This is a genomic window from Pseudomonas sp. PDM09 (assembly GCF_014852305.1).
In the GTDB taxonomy this organism is placed as follows: domain Bacteria; phylum Pseudomonadota; class Gammaproteobacteria; order Pseudomonadales; family Pseudomonadaceae; genus Aquipseudomonas.
In genome coordinates, this window is the sequence record NZ_JACVBI010000005.1 from 414,213 (window position 1) to 435,609 (window position 21,397).

The following is a 21,397-nucleotide window of genomic DNA, read 5'->3' on the forward strand; positions in this document are numbered from 1 at the left end:
TCAGTTCCTCACAAAAGATGGGCGCCAGGCCAGGGCAAAACGCTCCAGCGTGCGGATCAGTCCGTCGATCAATAAGCCGAGGACGCTGTAAATAAGCAGGCAGATAACGATCACGTCGGTGCGCATGAAGTCCCGCGCATCACTGGCCAGAAAACCGATGCCGGCGGTGGTGTTGATCTGTTCGACGAACACCAGGGCCAGCCAGGAAATCCCCAGGGAGTAACGCAGGCCGACAAAGAATGAGGGCAATGACCCCGGCAGGATCACATGCCAGATCAACTCGCGACGATTCAGGCCCAGGGTGTTGGCGGCCTCGATCAACTTGGGATCGATATTGCGAATGCCGGCGAACAGGTTCAGGTACACCGGGAAGGTGGTACCGGTGACGATCAGCGCGATCTTGGTGAACTCGCCGATGCCGAACCAGAGTATGAACAACGGCACCAGCGCCAGGGAAGGAATAGTGCGCAACATCTGCATCGGCGAATCGAGGATTACCTCACCGCGCTTGGACAAACCGGTGATCAGTGCCGCGACGACGCCGACGCTGACGCCGATACTCAAGCCCAGCAGCGCGCGCTGCAGCGACACCAGCAAATGCTTGCCCAGCTCCCCGGAGACGATCATCGCCCAGAGGGTGCCGCCGATTTGCGAGGGTGCGGCGATGATCCGTTGTGGGATCAGGCCGAGCTGCGACGCCAGTTCCCACAAGAGCAGCAACGCAATCGGGCTGAGCAGGCGCAGAAAGACTTCGGGGGTTCGCCAGTTGTGTAACCAGTCGGGGATCAGCTTCGACGCACCCTGGCTTTCAACAGCCTTGCTGACGGAAAACGAGCTACTAGTGCTCTGCGTATCGAAGGTCTTTTCGGTCATCAGGCTTCCTTCCTCATCAAGAATATGGCTTCGGATTCATGCTATTCGCATAAAAAACGTCAGTGAAATTCTTTTTGGGAATAACCTAATATGATTAATAATCAGATAGAAAATAATCCAGATAAATTATTTGCATAATTAGACCCTGCAACCCACGTCCTGTGGCGGATGCATTCCTGACGCCGATTAAAATGCGCATTACTGATATTTTATATTTTTTATGATTCATTTAATTAATAATTAACTTAGAACAAAACGGCATTTCACAGCCCTGCCCCGCTGCGCCTACTTTCGACGTCACAGACCGACCCCCTGCCCGGTGGAGGCTTGAATCACGCCTATCCAAAGACAAGGAACTCAGCATGAGCATCGAATTTATCGGTTACATCGGTGGCCACCAATCCTCGGAAACCCAGCCGCGCAGCGGCCCGGTGTTGCAGCCCGAATATGTGGAGACCGTCGCCCGCGCCCATGAGGAAGCCGGTTTCGACCGCGCCCTGGTGGCGTTCCACTCCAACAGTCCGGACAGCACGCTGATTGCCTCCCATGCCGCCAGCGTGACGAAAAAGCTGAAGTTCCTGATTGCCCATCGACCGGGATTCGCCGCCCCTACCCTGGCCGCACGACAGTTCACCACCCTCGACGTGTTCAATGGTGGGCGCACTGCCGTGCATATCATCACCGGCGGCGATGATCGCGAATTACGCGCCGATGGAAGCTATATTGGCAAAGACGAGCGCTACGCCCGCACCGATGAATACCTCGACGTGCTACGTCAGGAATGGACCCGCGAAAAGCCCTTCGACTATCAGGGCAAGTACTACCAGGTCGAGGGTGCGCACTCGCAAGTGAAGTCGCCACAACAGCCACACATACCGCTGTATTTTGGTGGCTCATCGGCGGCGGCCATCGCGGTGGCGGGTAAGCATGCGGACGTTTACGCGCTGTGGGGCGAAACCTACGAACAGGTGCGCGAAGTGGTGAATCAGGTGCGCGCCGAGGCGGCCAAGCATGGGCGCAGCATTCGTTTCAGCCTGTCGTTGCGACCGATTCTGGCCGACACCGAAGCGCAAGCCTGGGAACGTGCCGAGCGCATCCTGCAACAAGCCACAGCATTGGCCGAACAGAACGGTTTTGTTCGTCGCGAACCACCGAACGAAGGCTCCCGGCGCTTGCTGGCGGCCGCAGCCCAGGGCTCGCGTCTGGATAAGCGCCTGTGGACCGGAATCGCCGGCCTGCTCGGCGCACAAGGCAATTCGACTTCGCTGGTCGGCACCCCGGAACAAGTGGCCGAAGCCCTGCTCGACTACTACGACCTGGGCATCACCACGTTCCTGATCCGCGGCTTTGACCCACTTGATGACGCCATCGATTATGGCAAGCGCCTGATCCCGCTGACCCGTCAACTGGTGGCCGAACGTGAACGGCAAGCGGCGGAAAAAGTGGCTTGAACCATCCTTGATCTTTTAAGCCTCAGGACCTTAAAAGATCGCAGCCTGCGGCAGCTCCTACAGGGGTTCGCTTCCCCTTGTAGGAGCTGCCGCAGGCTGCGATCTTTTGATCTTGCTCTTCAATTACTCCCTATATGCCGTATCAGTCCTTTCCAACTGCCGAATCAGCGCATCCCAGTGCCGCGCAACACCCGGCCCGTCACCACTTTTGAATACCTCGGCCTGCTTCTCGACCTTGGCCACCACTTCGGCCGGCGGGAAGATCAAGTCGGCATTGCCACCGGCCTGCGCCGCGATCTGAATATTGCAGGCACGTTCCAGGCCGTGCAGTTGCTGGAAGGCGTGTTCAACGCTGACACCAGCGGTCAGCAGTCCGTGGTTGCGCAGGATCAGCACACTTTTGTCCCCCAGGTCCGCTACCAGTCGTTCACGCTCGTCCAGGTCCAGGGCGATGCCTTCGTAACCGTGATAGGCCACCCGCCCGGAAAAACCGATGGAATGCTGCGAGATCGGCAACAGCCCATCGCGCTGCGCCGATACCGCGATGCCGTCGCGGGTGTGGGTATGCAGGACCGCTTGCAGGTCGGGACGCGCACCATGGATAGCGCTGTGAATCACATACCCGGCGTAGTTGATACCGAGGCCAGTCGGGTCGTCGACGATGGTGCCATCGATGTCGACCTTGACCAGGTTGGAGGCGCTGATCTCATCGAACAACAACCCGAAGGCATTGATCAGGAAATGTTCCTCAGGTCCCGGCACCCGCGCGGAAAAGTGCGTGTAGATGTGGTCAGTCCACTTGAACACCGCCGCCAACCGATAGGCTGCGGCCAGTTTGACCCGCACTTCCCATTCTTCGGGAGTGACGCGCTGGCGAACATTTTTCGAGACGCTGGATAACGGGCTGACGCTGCTCATGGCAAAACTTCCTGGATGGCCTTGAAGGATTTCCAGCCAGCCTAGGGGATGCCAAAAAATAATAAAAAGCACATTTTAATCTAAGCTAATTATCATTTTTTTTTATGTCTTCAGTTGCTGATCATGCCGCATTCTTGATCTTCTGCAACGATCCAGCGACCAGTTTGCCAAAGGCATCGACCGGCCCTTGCAGGTTGCCGAGAAAGTGCGGGTAGATCAGCCACAGATCCATCAGCGGTTTGAAATCCTTGAGCGGCATCACCGCCAACTGATCGAAATGCGCACTGCGCTCCAGCAACGGACGCGGTACCAGGCCGAGCCCCATCCCGTCGGCGACCAGGCCCAACTGCAACTCGGTACCGAAGGTTTCCAGATTGACCCGCAGAGCCAGTCCTTGATCTGACAGAGTGCGTTGCAACCCGGCGCGGAAACCACAGCCGTCAGGGTTGAGAATCCAGCCACTCTGGTAAACGTCGGCGAGTTTGCACGCACGCTTGGACACTTGCGCCTTCGCGCAGACCACCACCAGTCCCATCTTGCCGATGGACTCACCAACGATGTTGTCCGGAAAAATCTTGCCCGCCGGGAACAGCGCCGCTGCGGCGTCCAGTTCACCGCGCTCGATCTTGCCTACCAGTTGACTGCCCCACCCTGTCGCCACTTGAGCGCGCAATTCAGGGTATTCGACACGCAGGTGCTTGAGGGCATCGAGCAGCACCACATCGCCGATGGTTTGCGGAACACCCAGGCGCAGCAGCCCGGTGGGCGGCGCATCGGTGGCCACGAGTTCGCGCAACGCGTCCATTTCCCGCAGGATCAAACGGCACTGTTCGTACACCCGCGTGCCAATCAACGTGGGCTTGAGCGGCTTGGTGTTGCGGTCGAAAAGCTCCACGCCCAACGCCTGCTCGAAGTTCTGCACACGCCGGGTAATCGCCGGTTGGGTCAATTGCAGCGACTCGGCCGCATGGCTGATGGACTGGCAACGAATCACTTCGACGAAGGCATCGATATCATCAATTTTCATTTGGCCCGCACATAGAGAACAGTCAATAAGATGTCTGAAAAGCATAGTTCTATTGCTGGAGTCTGGATAGACCGGAGCGCTCCCTGGCTCCTACTGATAACGTCTAACGCTATTCAATCGAGTTCTTAATTCCTTTCAGCTATAACCTAATCATTAAAAAATAGCATATTAAGAACAATCATTATGCTTAGATAATCACAACAACCTTCGAAACGAACGATGGAATCGCCATGACCCAGGCCCGACACCCGGAGAGACTCAGAGCATTCATAGGCGCCCTGGCTGAACTGATCGACAGCCATCCACGCGAGGGTGACCTGTTGTATCGCGGCGGCAAGCTGCTCGGCCAATTGGTCAGCCACGACGACTGGCTACCGAAAGACTTTGCCCGCCCCGACCCGCAGCGTTATCAGCAATACCTGTTGCATGCCGATTCACGACAGCGCTTCAGCGTCGTCAGTTTTGTCTGGGGGCCGGGGCAACGCACACCGATCCACGATCATCGGGTCTGGGGCCTGATCGGCATGTTGCGCGGCGCGGAGTACTCGCAGGGATTCGCCCGCAACACTGACGGCGCCCTGGTGCCCGAGGGCCATCGGATACAGCTGGAACCCGGCCAGGTCGAAGCGGTGTCGCCCAAGATTGGCGACATTCATCAAGTCAGCAATGCCTTTGATGATCAGGTGTCCATCAGCATCCATGTCTATGGCGCCAACATCGGCGCCGTGCACCGCGCGGTGTATCAGCCCGATGGCAGCGAGAAACTGTTTATCTCCGGTTATTCCAACGCCTTTCTCCCCAACATCTGGGATCTGTCCAAAGAGAGCCAAGCCCTATGAGCACCCTATTGATCCGCCCCTTCGCCGAGATTCGAAAGGCACTGTTGAACAAAGCAGAACTGGCCCTCGTCGATGTGCGTGAAGAGGCGCCCTTCGCTGAGGCGCACCCGTTGTTCGCCGCCAACATTCCACTGTCCAGGCTTGAGCTGGAGGTGTACTCGCGGATCCCGCGGCTGGATACCCCGGTGACCGTCTACGACAACGGCGAAGGCCTCGCACAGATCGCCGCTCAGCGCTTGCAAGAGCTCGGCTACATCAATGTCGGCTTGCTGGAGGGTGGCCTGGACGGTTGGCGCCGTGCCGGTGGCGAGCTGTTTATCGACGTCAACGTGCCGAGCAAGGCCTTTGGCGAACTGGTGGAGAGCCAGCGTCATACGCCATCCCTGGCGGCGGAAGAAGTGCAGGCACTGCTCGACAGCGAAGCCGATGTGGTGGTGCTCGACGCCCGGCGTTTCGATGAATACCAGACCATGAGCATTCCCACCGGCATCAGCGTTCCGGGCGCGGAGTTGGTATTGCGTGCCCGAGAACTGGCACCGAACCCGGCGACGCGGATCATCGTCAACTGCGCCGGGCGCACCCGCAGCATCATCGGCACGCAGTCGTTGATCAACTCAGGCATCCCCAACCCGGTTTCCGCCTTGCGCAACGGCACCATCGGCTGGACCCTGGCCGGTCAAAAACTGCAACACGGCCAGTCGCGCCGTTTCGCGCCGACCAGCGAAGAACACCGACACATCGCCGCTCAGGATGCCCGTCGCGTCGCCGACAAAGCTCTGGTTGGTCGCGCAACCCTGGCCGACTTGCAAGGCTGGCAACAAGAAGCAACCCGCAGCACTTACCTGTTCGATGTCCGCACCCCGGAAGAATTCGAGACCGGCCACCTGCCCGCTGCCCGTTCAACACCGGGCGGCCAACTGGTGCAGGAAACCGATCACTTCGCGAGTGTCCGCGGCGCACGTCTGGTGCTGGTCGATGACGATGGCGTAAGGGCCAACATGTCCGCGTCCTGGCTTTCGCAATTGGGGTGGGAGGTGCATGTGCTGGATGGCGCGCAGCCTGCGCATTTCAGCGAAAAAGGTGCCTGGCAGGCGCCGGTCCCCGCGCCGCAGCAGGCCGAGGAAATCAGCCCCGAAACCCTGGCCGAATGGCTGACTCACGGCGACATTGCGGTGCTGGATTTCACCAGCAGCGCCAACTACGTCAAACGCCATATCCCCGGTGCATGGTGGGTGCTGCGTGGGCAATTGCGCGAAGCCCTGGCCAACGTACCGGCCGCACAACGCTACGTGCTGACCTGTGGCAGCAGCCAGTTGGCACGGCTGGCTGTCGCTGATGTCGAGGCCCTGACCGGCAAGCCAGTGTTCCTGCTCAAGGGCGGCACGGCCAGCTGGATCGCTGCGCAACTGCCACTGCAAGACGGTGAAACTCATCTGGCTTCGCCGCGCATTGATCGCTATCGCCGCCCCTATGAAGGCACCGACAGTCCTCGCGAAGCAATGCAAGCCTATCTGGACTGGGAATATGGATTGGTGGCGCAACTGGCCCGCGACGCCACCCATGGCTTTTTTGTGATCTGAACCCTTAAGGCTTCTGCACCGTATACCGGGCAGCGCCGTTTGATACGCCCAACGTTGAATTCAGCCCGACCCCTTTCTCCAGGCGGAGGTGACAAGAAGCATCAAGACCCGCCTGGAGCATGCTGTTATGAGTTTCACCCAGCCGTTCAAATATCTGCTGATCGCCACCTCCCTTACCTTTGGCGCAGTCTCTCACGCCGCCGACCTGCAACCGCTGTTGGTGGCCAATCAAAAGTCCACGATCAAGGTACTGCTGGAGGTCTCCGGTGAACTGAAAAACGTGCCCTACCAGATCCAGTTCTCCGAGTTCCCCGCCGCCGCGCCGTTAGGTGAAGCGTTGAACGCTGGAGCGGTAGACATCGGCGCCCTGGGCGATGCGCCTTATGTGTTCGCCCTCGGCGCCGGTGCGCCGCTCAAAGTGGTCAGCATCATTCATGCCGAGGGGCGCAATACCACTGCCATTCTTGTGCCCAAGGATTCACCGATCAAGGATGTCTCAGGCCTCAAGGGCAAGCGCATCGTCACCACACGCGGCTCGATCGGGCATTACCTGGCCATCAAGGCCCTGCGCGGCGCCGGCCTGAGCACCCAGGATGTGCAGTTCGTTTTCCTGCTGCCCAGCGAGTCAAGACTGGTGCTGGATAACGGCACCGCGGATGCCTGGTCCACATGGGATCCCTACACCACCGTCGTCACCTCTCAGAGTCAAGCCAAGATCCTGGTCAGCGGCAGCAACCTGCTGAGCAATCACCTTTATCTCGCAGCCACCGACAAGGCCATCGTCGATAAGCGCCAGCAACTGGACGACTTCGTCGCCCGGGTCGACCGGGCCTACCGCTGGAGCAACGAGCACCCCAATGAGTACGCCGCTGCCCAGGCCAAAATCACCGGCCTGCCCCTCGCGGTGCATGTGGCCGTGGCCAAGGCGACCCACATGCAACCGGTGGTGATTGACGACACGGTCGTCAGCGGCTTGCAGGCCACCGCCGACATCTATCAGGAAGAAGGCTTGCTGACCCGACACATCGACGTCTCCCAAGGCTTCGACAAAAGCTTCAACACCAAACGTCCCCCACTTACCCAGGCTTCGCGCTAAAGGAGTAGAACCATGAGCAAGCAACGCCAACTCAAACTCGGGGCGATGGTCCATGGCGTCGGCCATGGCTGGGGCGAATGGCGCCACCCGCAGGCCCTGCCCAACGCCAGCGTGAATTTCGGTTTTTATCAGCAGCAAACGCAACTGGCTGAAGCGGCGAAGTTCGACTTCGTGTTTATCGCCGACAGCCTGCACATCCATGAGAAGTCGAGCCCGCACTACCTCAATCGCTTCGAGCCGCTGACCATCCTCTCGGCGCTGGCCGCGACCACTCGCCATATCGGCCTGGTGGCAACCGTCACCGTCAGTTACACCGAACCGTTCCAGGTGGCGCGCCAGTTTGCGTCCCTGGACCACATCAGCGGCGGTCGTGCCGGCTGGAACGTGGTGACCTCCTGGCTCAGTGGCACCGCCGATAATTTCGGCAAGGCCGAGCACCCGCCCCATGCGGTGCGCTACCGCATCGCCAAGGAGCATGTGAATGTGGTCAAGGGGTTGTGGGACTCCTGGGAAGACGACGCCTTCGCCTACAACAAACAAAGCGGCGAGTTTTTCACCCCCGGCAAACTGCATGCGCTGGCGCACAAAGGTGAATTTTTCTCGGTAAAAGGCCCGCTCAACATCGCCCGCTCCCGGCAAGGTCAGCCGGTGATTTTCCAGGCCGGCACCTCTAAGGACGGACGTAATTTCGCCGCGGAGAATTCCGATGCGATTTTCGTCAGCCCCGAGGGGTTCGACGAAGCACGCGCCTATTATCAGGACCTGAAAAAGCGCGCCAGCGGCTTCGGCCGGGATGCACAAAAGCTGTCGATCCTGCCGGGCATCCGTCCGATCGTTGGCCGCGATGAAGCAGAAGTTGAAAGCCGCTATCAGCAAGCGGTGGAACTGGTGAGTATTGAGGATGCGATTGTCGCCCTCGGCAGGCCGTTCAATGACCATGATTTCAGCCAGTACCCATTGGATGCCCCATTCCCCGAGCTGGGTGACTTAGGCTCCAATAGCCAGAAAGGCGGCTCGGACCGGATCAAACAACTGGCCAAAGACGAAGGCCTGACCTTGCGCGAAGTGGCCCTGCGTTTCTCCCGGCCACGACGGGATTTCGTCGGGACGCCTGAGCAGGTTGCGGACGCCCTTCAGACCTGGTTCGAAGAAGGCGCTGCCGACGGTTTCATCATCAACTCGTTGCTACCCGATGGCCTGCAATATTTCACCGAACTCGTCGTGCCGGTGCTGCAACAGCGCGGTCTGTTTCGCGATGAATACAGCGGCACGACCCTGCGCGACAACCTTGGGCTTGAGGCACCCGCCAACCGTTACACAACCGCCCAGGTTCACCAGAAAAGCGAGGTACTGGCATGAGCGAATCCTTTAATCGCCTGCCGGGGCAGTTCAATCGTCGCGGCTTCCTGACGGCCAGTTCGATCGCCCTCGGGGCGTTGGGGCTGTCCTCGATGGGATTGGCTTCGCGTGCGTTCGCGCAAAACACCTCGCTTTCGGACCTGACCCTGGGCGTCGCCACTTATCGCGGCCAGGAATCGTATTTCACCGAAGACGCCGGCACCGCTAACCGCCCTTACAAAGTCGATTACGCGGAATTTGCCGGCGGCAACCTGATCGTCGAAGCGCTGGCCTCGGGCAGCTTGGACATCGGCTCCATGAGCGAGATCCCACCGATCTTCTCTATCCAGAGCCATCGCCAACCGCGACTCATCGCAGTGATACAAGGCGACGTGAACAACCAGGTGTTCCTGATTCCCAAGAACTCGAAACTCGAATCGGTCGGGCAGCTGCGCGGCAAACGGGTCGGGTACGTGCGCTCGACCACCTCGCATTACTTTCTGATCAAGGCACTGAAAGAACAGGGCCTGACGATGAACGACATCACGGCGGTAGCGCTCACGCCGCAGGATGGTTTCAGTGCTTTCCAGAGCGGTCAGCTCGATGCCTGGGTGATTTATGGGGTGTTTATCCAGTTGGCGAAATTCCGCAGTGGCGCCCGGGTGTTGAAAACCGCTGAGGGTTATTTGTCCGGCAACTACTTGATGGCGGCGCGCCCCGCTGCCCTCGAAGACCCGCTGCGCAAACAAGCGATTCAGGACTACTTGCAGCGCACGGCGCGCACGCTGGAATGGATCAATAACAACCCCGAACCCTGGGCCGCCAAATCCGCGCAGCTACTGGGTGTCGACAAAGCGGTGTTTCTCGACATGTACAACAGCCGCAGCCAGCCGTGGAAAGTCATCGAAGTGGACGACCAGGCGATAGCCTCGCAACAGGAGGTCGCGGATTTGTTCTTCGATGCGGGTGTGTTGAGCGAACGGCTGGATGTCAGTCCGTTGTGGGACCGGCAGTTCAAGTTGTTGCCGATATGAGCCCTAAAGTCGCCCCCTCCCTGTGGCGAGGGAGCTTGCTCCCGCTCGGCTGCGAAGCAGTCGCAAAACGGTTTGCCTGAATCACCGCAGTGCCTGGATTTGGGGCCGCTTCGCGACCCAGCGGGAGCAAGCTCCCTCGCCACAGTTGGTTACGGTGGCCCCCAATCATTGCTGCTCACACTTTTTGATCGAGTGAATCCACCATGAGTCTTTCTTCTCAACACCCGCCCTTGCTGCGATCGGTCGAGGCGGCGAATTTCGAAGCCTTGCTGGAAACCATCGGCGCACAACTCAGCGCCACGGCGCACCTTTATGACGAAAGCGGCGCCTTCCCCCAGGACAATTTCAAGCTGCTGCAGGAGCACGGTCTGGTCGCGCTGACCGTGCCCAAAGCCCTCGGCGGTGGTGGCGCGAATCTGGCCCAGGCGCGCAAGGCGATCAGCGCAATCGCCAAGGGCGAACCCTCGACGGCGTTGATCCTGGTGATGCAGTACATCCAGCACGCGCGCCTGCAAGACAGTAAAACCTGGCCCGAAGCATTGCGCCTGCAAGTGGCACAAGACGCCGTCCAGCAAGGCGCGTTGATCAACGCCTTGCGGGTCGAGCCCGACCTCGGCACCCCGGCTCGCGGTGGTTTGCCAGCGACCGTTGCCCGGCGCACCTCCGCCGGTTGGCGCATCAGTGGCCGAAAAATCTACTCCACCGGCAGTCATGGCCTGACGTGGTTCAGCGTCTGGGCGCGCAGCACCGATGAAGATCCGCTGGTCGGTGCCTGGCTTGTGCACAAGGACACACCCGGCATCAGCATCATCGAGGATTGGGACCATTTGGGCATGCGCGCCACGTGCAGCCATGAAGTGGTGTTCGACAATGTCCTGGTGCCGCTGGATCACGCCGTCAGCGTCAGCCCCTGGAGTGCCCCACAACCCGAACTCGATGGCGATGGCTTCCTGTGGATGTCGGTGTTGCTCTCGTCGGTTTACGACGGCGTCGCCCAAGCCGCTCGCGACTGGTTGGTGGGTTGGCTGGAACAACGCAAGCCATCCAACCTCGGCGCGGCGCTCTCGACCCTGCCGCGCTTTCAGGAAACCGTCGGGCACATCGACACGCTGTTGTTCGCCAACCGCAGCCTGCTGGATGCCGCCGCCGAAGGTCGCACGCCAGCCAGTAACGCCGCGCAACTGAAATACCTGGTGACCGGCAACGCCATCCGCGCCGTCGAGTTGGCCATCGAGGCGTCTGGCAACCCCGGCCTGTCCCGGACAAATCCACTGCAACGGCATTACCGCGATGTGCTGTGCAGCCGTGTTCACACGCCGCAGAACGATGCCGTGCTGCAAGGCGTCGGCAAAGCGGTCTTCGCCCAGCACCAGCAAAAGGAACGCCCATGAGCCAGCTCATTATCGCCAGCCAACTGGATGAAGACTTCAACGATGTGATTCGTCAGCGCCTCGCACACACGCATCCTGACGCCCGGTTAATCGATGTGCCGAGCGGCGTACCCAGCGACCTGCCGACTGAAGTCAGTATTTTGCTGGCGCGGCCAATCAATGTTCGCGGCTATCTGGCGCCGGACACACCGCCGCCGGGTTGGCCCTACGGTTTGAAGTGGGTTCAGGTGGTATCTTCCGGCATCGACTTCTACCCCCAGTGGCTGTTCAACGGCCCGCCGGTGAGCACTTCCCGGGGCAGCGCCGCCGAGAACATCGCCGAGTTCGCCCTGGCCGCGATCTTCGCTGCCGCCAAGCGCCTGCCGGACATTTGGGTGCATGACTCGCAATGGAATTTCACCGCACTGACGCCGCTCAAGGGCACCACGTTGGGGATTCTCGGAATCGGTGCGATTGGCCGCAGCCTGGCGAGCAAGGCCCACGCCTTGGGCATCAATGTGCTGGCGTTGCGTCAGAGTCAGGCGCCGTTCGAGGTGGAAGGCGTCGAAGCCACGCGAGATATCCATGACCTGTTTGCCCGTTCCGACCATCTGGTGCTGGCCGCGCCGTTGACCGATGCGACCCGGCATATCGTCAACAGTGCGGTGCTCGCCAGCGCCAAACCCGGCCTGCATCTGATCAACATCGCCCGCGGCGGTCTGCTGGATCACGGGGCGTTGCTTGAAGCACTGGACAGCGGAACGATCGGCCTGGCTTCGCTGGACGTTACCGATCCCGAGCCACTGCCGGACGGACATCCGCTCTACACCCATCCACGGGTGCGCTTGTCACCCCATACCTCGGCGATTTCCACCAACAGTGGCCATGAGATAGCTGACAGTTTCCTGGCCAACCTTGAGCGTTATCTCAACGGTTTGGCGTTGGAGAATCAGGCGAACGTACAACGCGGGTATTGAACCCCGACACCCGTCAGTCAAACGCAATCCAATGTGTGCGGGCTTGCTCGCGAAGAGGGAGTGTCAGGCGACATCAATGTTGCCTGATCCACCGCCTTCGCGAGCAAGCCCGCTCCCACATTGGTTCTGCGCATCCGGAAGAAAACAACATCAGCTTTACGCATTTATAGAAGATTTTTAATGTTCATTTTTTATAATTAACTTATAACTAATCGGACTTTTACAGCGCCTTATTATACAAATACTGTTACAACCATCACCGACCCCTGACCAGGTGGAGGCCCACGGAACTGCACGTTTTTCCGGCCGACACCATTCCACGGTCAACTGCCACACCCAAATCCGAAACCGGCTCAAGCCCCCCGCCGCCATGGCTTTCGAAACATGGCCCCGGCAACGCTTTGCCCAAAAAAACATAACGACGCCAACGCTGCGCTTACACACTTGGGGTTCACCATGCATAACACCTTCACTGCAAACCGTTTGACGCTGGCCGTGTCGCTGGCGATGTTCGGGTTGTCGGCCCACGCCGAAGAAAACACCATGGATGGTGCCCTCCCCGTTGTCACAGTCACCGCCGAACACCACAGCGAAGACCTGCAAAAAACCCCGCTGGCGATTTCCGCATTCGACGAAAAAGCCCTGGAAGACAAGCAGATCAAAAGCATCCGCGACCTCTCCGGGCAAGTGCCGAACCTGACCCTCAGCCGCCAGTCGATCTCCTACAGCGCCCAGACCTACGGGATTCGTGGCATCGGCGAAACTGACCCGATCCAGGAAGCCGCCGTCGCGGTGTACGCCGATGACCTGTACATCCCGCGGGCGATTTCCTCGATGCTCGACTTCAACGACGTCGAACGCGTCGAAGTGTTGCGCGGCCCGCAAGGCACGCTGTATGGACGCAACAGCAGCGCCGGCGCGATCCGCGTGATCACCCGCGACCCGACCCAGGAAACCCGGGGTTTCTTCGAGCTCGGCGCCGGCAATTACAACGCGCAGAACGGCCGATTGCTGATCAGTGGCCCGCTGGTGGACAACGCGCTGTTCGGTAGTTTTTCGGCGATTCGCCTGACCCGTGACGGCACCGTCTCCAACCCGACCCGCGGCGAGGATGTGAACAACGTCGACATCCAGTCCTACCGCGGCAAGTTGCGCTTCAACCCGATCGATTCGCCGTGGGATGTGCAACTGACCCTGGCCGGCACCTTCGACCGTGGCGACACCACCAGCTATACACCGTTTGATGCCGACGGCCACTTCGATAAATTCAAGAGCTACAGCAGCCTCAATCCGAAGAACCGCCTCGACCAGGGCAGCTCGGTGCTGCGGGCAATCTACACCCTCGACGATCATCTGAGTTTCAAATCGGTGACCGCCTATTCCGCCTTCAACCAGCCAGTGGACTATGACAACTCCGGGCAGGCCGCCCTCATTCAGAACAGCCTGATCACCTACAAGCAGGACTATGCCACCCAGGAGTTCCAGCTCAACGGCGACTACGACGATTTCAGTTTCAGCACTGGCCTATACCTGTACCGGGAAAAATTCGACGCCGAGCGCGACAGCCTGACCTACTCGATTGCGCGCAACCGGGTGATCGGCCAGGGGCAATACAGCACAACCAATACCGAAAGTTATGCGTTGTATGGCCAGGGCAGTTACAAAGTCACGCAACAACTGTCGCTGATCGCCGGACTACGGTTCACCCGCGAACACAAGAACTTCGACTACACCAACTACGTGGTCAACACCGACCGGCAGATCACCGGTACCAATTTCAGCGCCGATTCAAGCAAATCCTGGCAATCCACCAGCCCGAAACTCGGCTTCGAATACGCCTGGACACCGCACCTCAACCAGTACGCCTACGTCGCCAAAGGCTTCAAGGCCGGCGGCTACGACAACCGCGCGCCGACCCAGGCCGCCGCCGAACAGGCGTTTTCGCCCGAGGACGTGACGACCTGGGAAACCGGCTTCAAGGGTGACTTCTTCGACCAGCGCCTGCGAGCCAACCTCGCGCTGTTCTACAACGACTACAAGGATTTGCAGACCAACGCCTACGACCCGGCGCTGGGTGTCAGCCTGCGGACCAACGTCGGCCAGGCGCACACCTACGGTGTCGAGCTGGAAACCCTGACCGCGCTGACCCGCGACCTGCAACTGACCGCCAACGTCGGCTACCTGGAAAGCCAGTACGACGACTTCGAAAATGCCAGCGGTGCCGGTGTCGATGCCAACGGCAAACAGTTGGTGTTCTCGCCGCGCTGGAACGCCAGCGTCGGCCTCAACTACACCATCCCGGCCGGATTGCCCGGCACCTGGCTGGCGGGCACCGATGCGCAGTTCCAGACCAAGTCCTACGCCAACGCGCTCAACGACGACGTCCAGGAAATTCCCCAGCAGACCTTCTGGAACGCCAATACCCGCTACCTCTCCGGCGACGGTCACTGGACCACCACGCTGGCCGTAAAAAACCTGCTCGATCGCGCCTATCCGCAATCGGTCGGCTACGTGCCCTCCAGCGGCGCCCGCTTCTACTCCATCAACGACCCGCGAACCCTCTTGTTGTCCGTGCGCTACGACCTCTGATCCCTAACGCGCCCCTACACCGGATTCCTTACCGCTTGAACGCAAGGAGCACCACGATGGCTGTTACCCGTAGAGAACTGATTTCCCGTATTGCCGCCGTCGGTGGCTATTCCGCCGCTGTCAGCGCCCTCGGTGCATTGGGGCTCACGCCTCAGGCCGTGGCGGCAACATTCAATCCGCTGCAACTGGGCAGCAGTGGCAAAGGCAAGCACGTGGTGGTGGTCGGTGCCGGTATATCCGGCCTGGTCAGCGCCTACGAGCTGCGCAAGGCTGGCTTCACCGTGACCATTCTCGAAGCGCGCGAGCGAGTGGGTGGACGCAACTGGACTCTGCGGCGCGGCACCAAGGTCGATTTCGACGATGGCATCAGCCAGACCGTCGACTTCGATGACGGGCAGTTTTTCAACGCCGGTCCCGCGCGTATTCCCAGCCATCACCAGACGATCCTCGGCTACTGCCGCGAACTGGGTGTCGAGCTGCAAGTGCTGGTCAACAGCAGCCGCAATGCGCTGGCCTTGCCTGACCCGACCAAACCGGCATTCCAGTTACGCCAGGCGGTCAACGACACCCGCGGCCAACTGTCTGAATTGCTGGCGCGTACCGTCAGCCGCAAAGCCCTGGATCAGGACTTGAGCGTCGATGATCGCAAGGCGCTGCTCAATTTCCTCAAGGTCTATGGCGATCTCAACGCCGACTTCAAATACAAGGGTTCGGTGCGCTCGGGGTACACCCGTATCCCCGGCGCCGGCGATCAAACCGGCATCACCCGTGCGCCGCTGGAGCTACAGACCCTGCTCAATCCCAAGCTCTGGGGCGCGTTGGTGTTCGATGAGATCCCGGAGTTTTCCTCGACCATGTTCCAACCGGTTGGCGGTATGGACCGAATTCCCTACGCGTTCTACGACAAGCTCAAGGATGCGGTGCGTTTCAACGCCGAGGTCAGCGACATTCAGACCTCCGAAAACGGCAGCCGCATCACCTACCGGGACCGCAAGACCGGCACCACCCAGACGCTAAGCGCCGATTACGCCATCGTCACGGTCCCCCTACCGTTGCTGGCCAAGCTGCCGAGTAACTTCAGCCAGCCGTTCAAGCAAGCGATTCTCAGCGCACAAAGCGATCAGGCCAACAAAGTCGCTTGGCAGTCACCGCGTTTCTGGGAAACCGACTTCAACATCTACGGCGGATTGTCGTACCTGGACCATGAAGTCAAAGGTTTGTGGTACCCCAGCGACCGGTTGAACAGCGCCCAAGGGATTCTGGTCGCGGCCTACAACACCAGCGAATCAGCTCAGGCCTTCAGCAAGAAATCCCTCGCCGAACAGTTCGCCTCCTCGCGGCAAGCCGTCGAACTGCTGCACCCCGGCCACAGCACCAAGTTGCAAAAACCGGTAGCGATCAACTGGGCCAAGGTGCCCTTCAGCAAAGGCCCATGGATCGTCAACGACGAGGTCGGCGAGAGCGCTTACCAAATCCTCAACGAGCCTCAGGGCCGCACGTATCTGGCCAGCGACGCCCTCGCCCATGGCGGCGTCGGCATTTGGCAGAACAGCGCCGCCGACTCGGCGCGACGCATCGTTTCCCTGATCGGCCGCCATGCCGAACGCCAGCAACCGGGCGTTGCCGCCTGACTTTTTTCAATAAAGGACTGACCGATGAAAACCATGACTTTGCTCACAGGACTCCTCATGACCGCTACCGCCCTCAGCAGCCACGCCGACGAGATCAAACGCATCGCCCTGCCCAATTCCAGTTTCCCGATTTCGCTGGCGGTGTCGGTGCCGGCCCAGACCGACCTGCTGTTTGTCAGCGGCCTGCTCGCCGACCTGCACGACCCGAAAGCACCGAAGGATTCCTTCGCTGCCTATGGCGACACCGCGACGCAGACCACCTCGATTCTCAACAAGCTCAAAGGCGTGCTGCAAAGCCAAGGCCTGGACTTGGGTGACGTGGTGCAGCTTCGGGTGTTTCTGGTGGGCGATCCGGCCAAGGGCGGCAAGCTCGATTTCGCCGGGTTGCAGGAAGGCTATACGCCGTTCTTCGGCAGCGCCGCGCAACCGAAAAAACCGGCACGCACCGCCGTGCAGGTAGTCGCCCTGCCGCTACCGGGCGGGTTAGTCGAAATCGAAGCCGTCGCCGCTCGCAAGAAGTGACACGGACCTTAGCCGACATTCAGGAGCTTCACTCTCATGCTCACCTGCCAAACGCGCCTTGCCGCGCCTGCCTACCACCCGTTATTGCTGCCCCTGTCGATTGCCTGTGGCTTGGCCTCGTTCAATATCGAGGCCGCCGAAAGCAACTCACCGACTCTCGACACGGTAGTCGTCACGGGTAACCGTGGCACCGTCCAACGCACCGTCACCACCAGCCCGACGCCGATCGATGTGGTGACCGGCGAACAATTGCGTTCGGTGGGAAAACCGAGCCTGTTGGAGGCGCTGAGCAAGTTCATCCCGTCCTTCAACCTGCCCGATCGCGCCGGTTGGGATGCCAGCGGCGTGGTTCGCTCGGCCACCCTGCGGGGGCTGACGGCGTCCCATGTGTTGGTGCTGGTCAACGGCAAGCGCCGGCATACCAGCGCCACGTTGAACATCAACGGCATCAACAGCGGCGCGGCACCCAGCGACCTCGACCTGATCCCGGTGGCGTCCATCGATCACATCGAGGTGCTGCGCGATGGCGCGGCGGCACAGTACGGCTCGGATGCCATTTCCGGGGTGATCAACATCATCCTCAAGCAAACCACCGGTGGCAGCTCCGACACCACCCTCGGCCAGGGCTATGACGGCAAACGCGGGACCGCGCAGGAGGCGCTCAATTATGGTTTTCAGATCGGCGAAGCCGGTGTGCTCAATGTCTCGCTCGACACCCGCTATCAGGAACGCGACAACAAGGCCGGCAGCAACGGCTATAGCACGCATTACTATCCGCAGGCCGACGGCTCGCCCGACCCGCGCGAGGCCGATGCCAGCCACCACACTTACAAGGGTTACGGACTGCCCCGCAGCCAACTGGCCGATGTTGCCTACAACCTCGACCTGCCGTTGAACGATGCCGTCACGCTCTACTCGTTCTCGACCTTGGCCACCCGGGAGAACAACGACGGCCAGAACTTCCGCCTGCCCAACGGGCGCAACACCATCACCACCGGTCCCAATGGCTATCCCGACGGTTACAGTCCTTACTGGCTGATCAACGAAACCGACTTCCAGTCCGCCTTCGGCGCCAAGGGCGAGGACTTCGGCGGCTGGGCCTGGGACCTGAGCAGCACCTACGGGCGTAACTACGCCAAGCAACGCACCTACAACAACCAGAACCCGTCGCTGGGCGAAAACACCCCGAACAAGTTCACCTCCGGCATTTACATCGCGGACCAACTGACCAGTAATCTGGATCTTAAAAACAGCTACGAAATCGGCCTTGCCAAGCCGCTGGATGTCGCCTTCGGTTTCGAGCACCGACGTGAAAGCTACGAGACCCGCGCCGGCTCCGAAGCCTCGTATATCGATGGCGGTTACGTGTTCCCCGCCGGCCATCCGCGCGCCGGGCAGCGTCCCGATCCGGGTGCCCAGGTCACCAACGGCATTACTCCTGAAGACGCACAGAAAGTCAGCCGCAACAGCGTCGCCAGCTACATCGACCTGGGTTTCTACCCCGTCGAGCAGTGGTACCTCGGCGTCGCCGCACGGTACGAGCATTACAACGAAGGCGTCGGTGGCACCCGCAGCGGCAAACTCAGCACTCGCTACGAATTCAACCCGGTGTTTTCGGTGCGCGGTACCATCAGTAATGGCTTTCGCGCGCCGTCGCTGGCCAATCAGATTTTCACCGCGCGCTCGACCGGGTTCGACACCATCAATGGCGTCTACCAGTCTTACAACTACGTGATTCTGCCGGTGGATTCGGCCGGCGCCCAGGCCCTTGGGGCCGAGTCGTTGAAACCCGAACGCTCGACCAACTTCAGTCTCGGTTTCGCCCTGACTCCCAGTGAAGACCTGAGCCTGACCGTGGACGGCTACGTCATCAACCTGTGCGACCGTCTGGTGCTCAGCGAACGTTTCCAGGGCCCGGGCGTCGCCGCCCTGCTCGACAGCATTGGTGTGCCGGCCACCGCTGGCGCGCAGTACTTCACCAACGGCGCCAACACCCGGACGTCCGGGGTCGATGTGGTCGGCAATTACCGGCAGAACCTGAACCAGTTCGGCTCGGTGAGATGGACTGCGGCACTGAACTACAACCACACGAAAATCCTCAGCGTCAACGACACACCGTCACAACTGACCGCCCTGGGCGACTTCCAGCTGCTCGGACGCCAATCGCGAGCACTGATTACCAAAACCTCCCCCAGCAGCAAGATGATCTTCTCCGCCGACTGGGCGATCAGCGACTTCGACGTCAATCTGCGGCTGACCCGTTATGGCACCTACACCGAGGTCAACAGCTCGAGCGATCCAAGCCTGGATCGCGAGTATTCGGCCAAATGGATCACCGACCTGGACGTGGCCTATGCGCTCAACAAACAACTGACCGTCGCCGTCGGCGCGCAGAACCTGTTCGACAAGTACCCGGACCATATCGGCGTAAGCAACTCTTCGTTCGGCGATAACTGGGGCAGTTTTTCACCCTTCGGCTTCACCGGCGGTTACTACTACACCCGCGTGCAATACGCGTTCTGACTCCTCTGGCGCGTAGAGCAAGAACAAAAGATCGCAGGTATTTCGAACATTCATTCTGAGCGATGCCGAGCCCGGTAAGGATGGCGCCTGAGGCTTAGGTTCCATATAGCCTGATACAAGGCTCTTATTCCATTAAATAATTACATTTTGTTTTTATAGTGCGTTTCAATCTATGAGCTGAAGCTGATACAGAAACGCCCCTTCAAATTTGTTCAGGAGCCATGATGTCCGATCCAAAACCTCTGTTGTTTGCACTCTACGAACAAGCCAGTGTGGGCTGTGGAGGTGCGCCGAGCCTCTGGACGCATCCGGCTGACGAGCGCCTGGCAATCAACTCGTTGGGCTACTGGTCGAACCTGGCGCGCATTGCCGACCAGGCCAACCTCGACATGCTGTTCTTCGGCGACGTGCTGGGTTTCTACGACGTCTTTGGTGGCAATGCCGATGCCGCGATGAAATGGGCTGTGGAAGCTCCGGCCAATGATCCGTTGATGATCATTCCCGCCTTGGCCGCGGTCACCGAAAACCTTGCGTTCGGCGTCACGGTTACCACCAGCTATGAACACCCCTTCTCCCACGCTCGGCGTTTCAGCACCCTGGACCACCTCACCAATGGCCGGGTGGGCTGGAACATCGTGACCTCTTATCTGTCCAGCGCCGCGCGTAACTTCGGCCTTGAACAGATGATCAAACACGATGACCGCTACGAACGCGCCGAAGAATTTCTCGATGTGGTGTACAAGCTGTGGGAAGGCAGTTGGGCCGACGATGCAGTGGTCGCGGACAAAGCTCATCAACTGTATGCCCGGGGTGATCGGGTACGGCCGATTAACCACGTCGGCGAGCACTATCGAGTCGCCGGGCCGCACCTCACCTCACCGTCACCGCAGCGCACACCGCTACTGATCCAGGCCGGCTGGTCGGGTCGCGGTCGCGAGTTCGCCGCCAAGCATGCCGAACTGATCTTCATTGCCAAATCCAACCCTCAGGAAATCCGTCAGGGCCTGGAGGACATATGGGCCAAGGCCCAGGCTCTCGGTCGCCAGCGTGAGGATGTGAAGTCCCTGACCGTATTGCGCATCGTCACCGCCAAAACCGAAATTGAAGCCCAGCGCAAATATGACGCATTGCAAAGCAACTACCATCTTCAAGCGCAACTGGTCAGTTATGCGGGCGACACGGGCATCGATGTCAGTCGCTATGCCGACAGCGATGCATTGTCGACCCACACCGAAGGGCTGACGTCCTATGTCATGCGCCCCGATGGCAGTGGTAAGCCGTTGACCGCCGGGGATGTGAAGCAACGTTTTGCCAAAGTCACCCGCGGCAGCGACCTGATCCTGGTGGGTACCCCACAACAGGTAGCCGACCGGATCGAAGAACACGCACGCATTTCCGGCACCAGCGGCTACATGATCAATCCGTTGATCAGCCCTGGCACGCTTGAAGATTTCGTGGAGTTGATCATTCCCGAATTACAGAAGCGCGGCCTCTACAGGACCCAGCCGCAAAACGGTACCTTCAGGTCCAGGTTAAGGGCAGATGGCAGCAGCCATTTACCCGACTCGGCTTATGGCGCTTCATTCCGCTTCGGCAAGGCGCTTTAGCCCGAAGGCGACTGCTCAAGCG

General features: G+C 59.9%; 16 protein-coding genes. 13 read left to right on the forward strand and 3 right to left on the reverse strand.

What is annotated here, in order from left to right:
• Positions 1–873 (reverse strand): ABC transporter permease, encoded by an 873-nt coding sequence (locus tag IB250_RS15370; RefSeq protein ID WP_094989689.1) that lies wholly within the window; start codon positions 871–873, stop codon positions 1–3.
• Between the two features lie 362 nt (positions 874–1,235).
• On the opposite strand from IB250_RS15370, the gene IB250_RS15375 reads away from it, so the two are divergent.
• A complete protein-coding gene (locus IB250_RS15375; protein ID WP_192344729.1) occupies positions 1,236–2,324 on the forward strand; it encodes an LLM class flavin-dependent oxidoreductase in 1,089 nt (362 codons plus the stop codon).
• 123 nt (positions 2,325–2,447) lie between these two features.
• Here the strand turns inward: IB250_RS15375 and IB250_RS15380 are convergent, their stop codons facing one another.
• A complete protein-coding gene (locus IB250_RS15380) occupies positions 2,448–3,242 on the reverse strand; it encodes a class II aldolase/adducin family protein (RefSeq protein WP_192344730.1) in 795 nt (264 codons plus the stop codon).
• A 121-nt stretch (positions 3,243–3,363) separates the two neighbouring features.
• The gene (locus IB250_RS15385; RefSeq protein ID WP_192344731.1) at positions 3,364–4,269 is read right to left on the reverse strand and encodes a LysR family transcriptional regulator; all 906 of its coding nucleotides are present in this window, start codon (positions 4,267–4,269) and stop codon (positions 3,364–3,366) included.
• 230 nt (positions 4,270–4,499) lie between these two features.
• Between IB250_RS15385 and IB250_RS15390 the strand changes: the two genes are divergently transcribed.
• From IB250_RS15390 to IB250_RS15445, 12 genes are all read left to right on the forward strand, one after another.
• Positions 4,500–5,108 (forward strand): cysteine dioxygenase, encoded by a 609-nt coding sequence (locus tag IB250_RS15390; RefSeq protein ID WP_192344732.1) that lies wholly within the window; start codon positions 4,500–4,502, stop codon positions 5,106–5,108.
• Positions 5,105–6,688, forward strand: coding sequence for a rhodanese homology domain-containing protein (locus IB250_RS15395; RefSeq protein ID WP_192344733.1), 1,584 nt, complete (start codon positions 5,105–5,107; stop codon positions 6,686–6,688). The genes IB250_RS15390 and IB250_RS15395 overlap by 4 nt, the downstream gene beginning before the upstream one ends.
• A gap of 127 nt (positions 6,689–6,815) precedes the next feature.
• Complete coding sequence (locus IB250_RS15400) at positions 6,816–7,784, forward strand: ABC transporter substrate-binding protein (protein WP_192344734.1); 969 nt, start codon at positions 6,816–6,818, stop codon at positions 7,782–7,784.
• Positions 7,785–7,796: 12 nt separating this feature from the next.
• Complete coding sequence (locus tag IB250_RS15405; RefSeq protein ID WP_192344735.1) at positions 7,797–9,143, forward strand: LLM class flavin-dependent oxidoreductase; 1,347 nt, start codon at positions 7,797–7,799, stop codon at positions 9,141–9,143.
• Positions 9,140–10,156 (forward strand): ABC transporter substrate-binding protein, encoded by a 1,017-nt coding sequence (locus IB250_RS15410; protein WP_192344736.1) that lies wholly within the window; start codon positions 9,140–9,142, stop codon positions 10,154–10,156. The genes IB250_RS15405 and IB250_RS15410 overlap by 4 nt, the downstream gene beginning before the upstream one ends.
• Positions 10,157–10,359: 203 nt before the next feature.
• Positions 10,360–11,547: an acyl-CoA dehydrogenase family protein gene (locus tag IB250_RS15415; RefSeq protein WP_192344737.1), complete on the forward strand. Its 1,188-nt coding sequence runs from the start codon at positions 10,360–10,362 to the stop codon at positions 11,545–11,547.
• Positions 11,544–12,503 carry a D-isomer specific 2-hydroxyacid dehydrogenase family protein gene (locus tag IB250_RS15420; RefSeq protein WP_192344738.1) on the forward strand — a complete coding sequence of 320 codons (960 nt, stop codon included), beginning with the start codon at positions 11,544–11,546 and terminating at the stop codon, positions 12,501–12,503. The genes IB250_RS15415 and IB250_RS15420 overlap by 4 nt, the downstream gene beginning before the upstream one ends.
• Before the next feature lie 456 nt (positions 12,504–12,959).
• The gene (locus tag IB250_RS15425) at positions 12,960–15,092 is read left to right on the forward strand and encodes a TonB-dependent receptor (RefSeq protein ID WP_192344739.1); all 2,133 of its coding nucleotides are present in this window, start codon (positions 12,960–12,962) and stop codon (positions 15,090–15,092) included.
• A gap of 56 nt (positions 15,093–15,148) precedes the next feature.
• Complete coding sequence (locus tag IB250_RS15430) at positions 15,149–16,723, forward strand: flavin monoamine oxidase family protein (protein ID WP_192344740.1); 1,575 nt, start codon at positions 15,149–15,151, stop codon at positions 16,721–16,723.
• A gap of 24 nt (positions 16,724–16,747) precedes the next feature.
• Entirely contained in the window at positions 16,748–17,245 is a 498-nt protein-coding gene (locus IB250_RS15435) for a RidA family protein (protein ID WP_192344741.1), read from the forward strand.
• A 36-nt stretch (positions 17,246–17,281) separates the two neighbouring features.
• A complete protein-coding gene (locus tag IB250_RS15440) occupies positions 17,282–19,768 on the forward strand; it encodes a TonB-dependent receptor plug domain-containing protein (RefSeq protein WP_192344742.1) in 2,487 nt (828 codons plus the stop codon).
• Positions 19,769–19,992: 224 nt separating this feature from the next.
• Positions 19,993–21,375, forward strand: a complete 1,383-nt coding sequence (locus IB250_RS15445; RefSeq protein ID WP_192344743.1) for an LLM class flavin-dependent oxidoreductase — start codon at positions 19,993–19,995, stop codon at positions 21,373–21,375.
• The last annotated feature ends 22 nt before the right edge of the window (positions 21,376–21,397 follow it).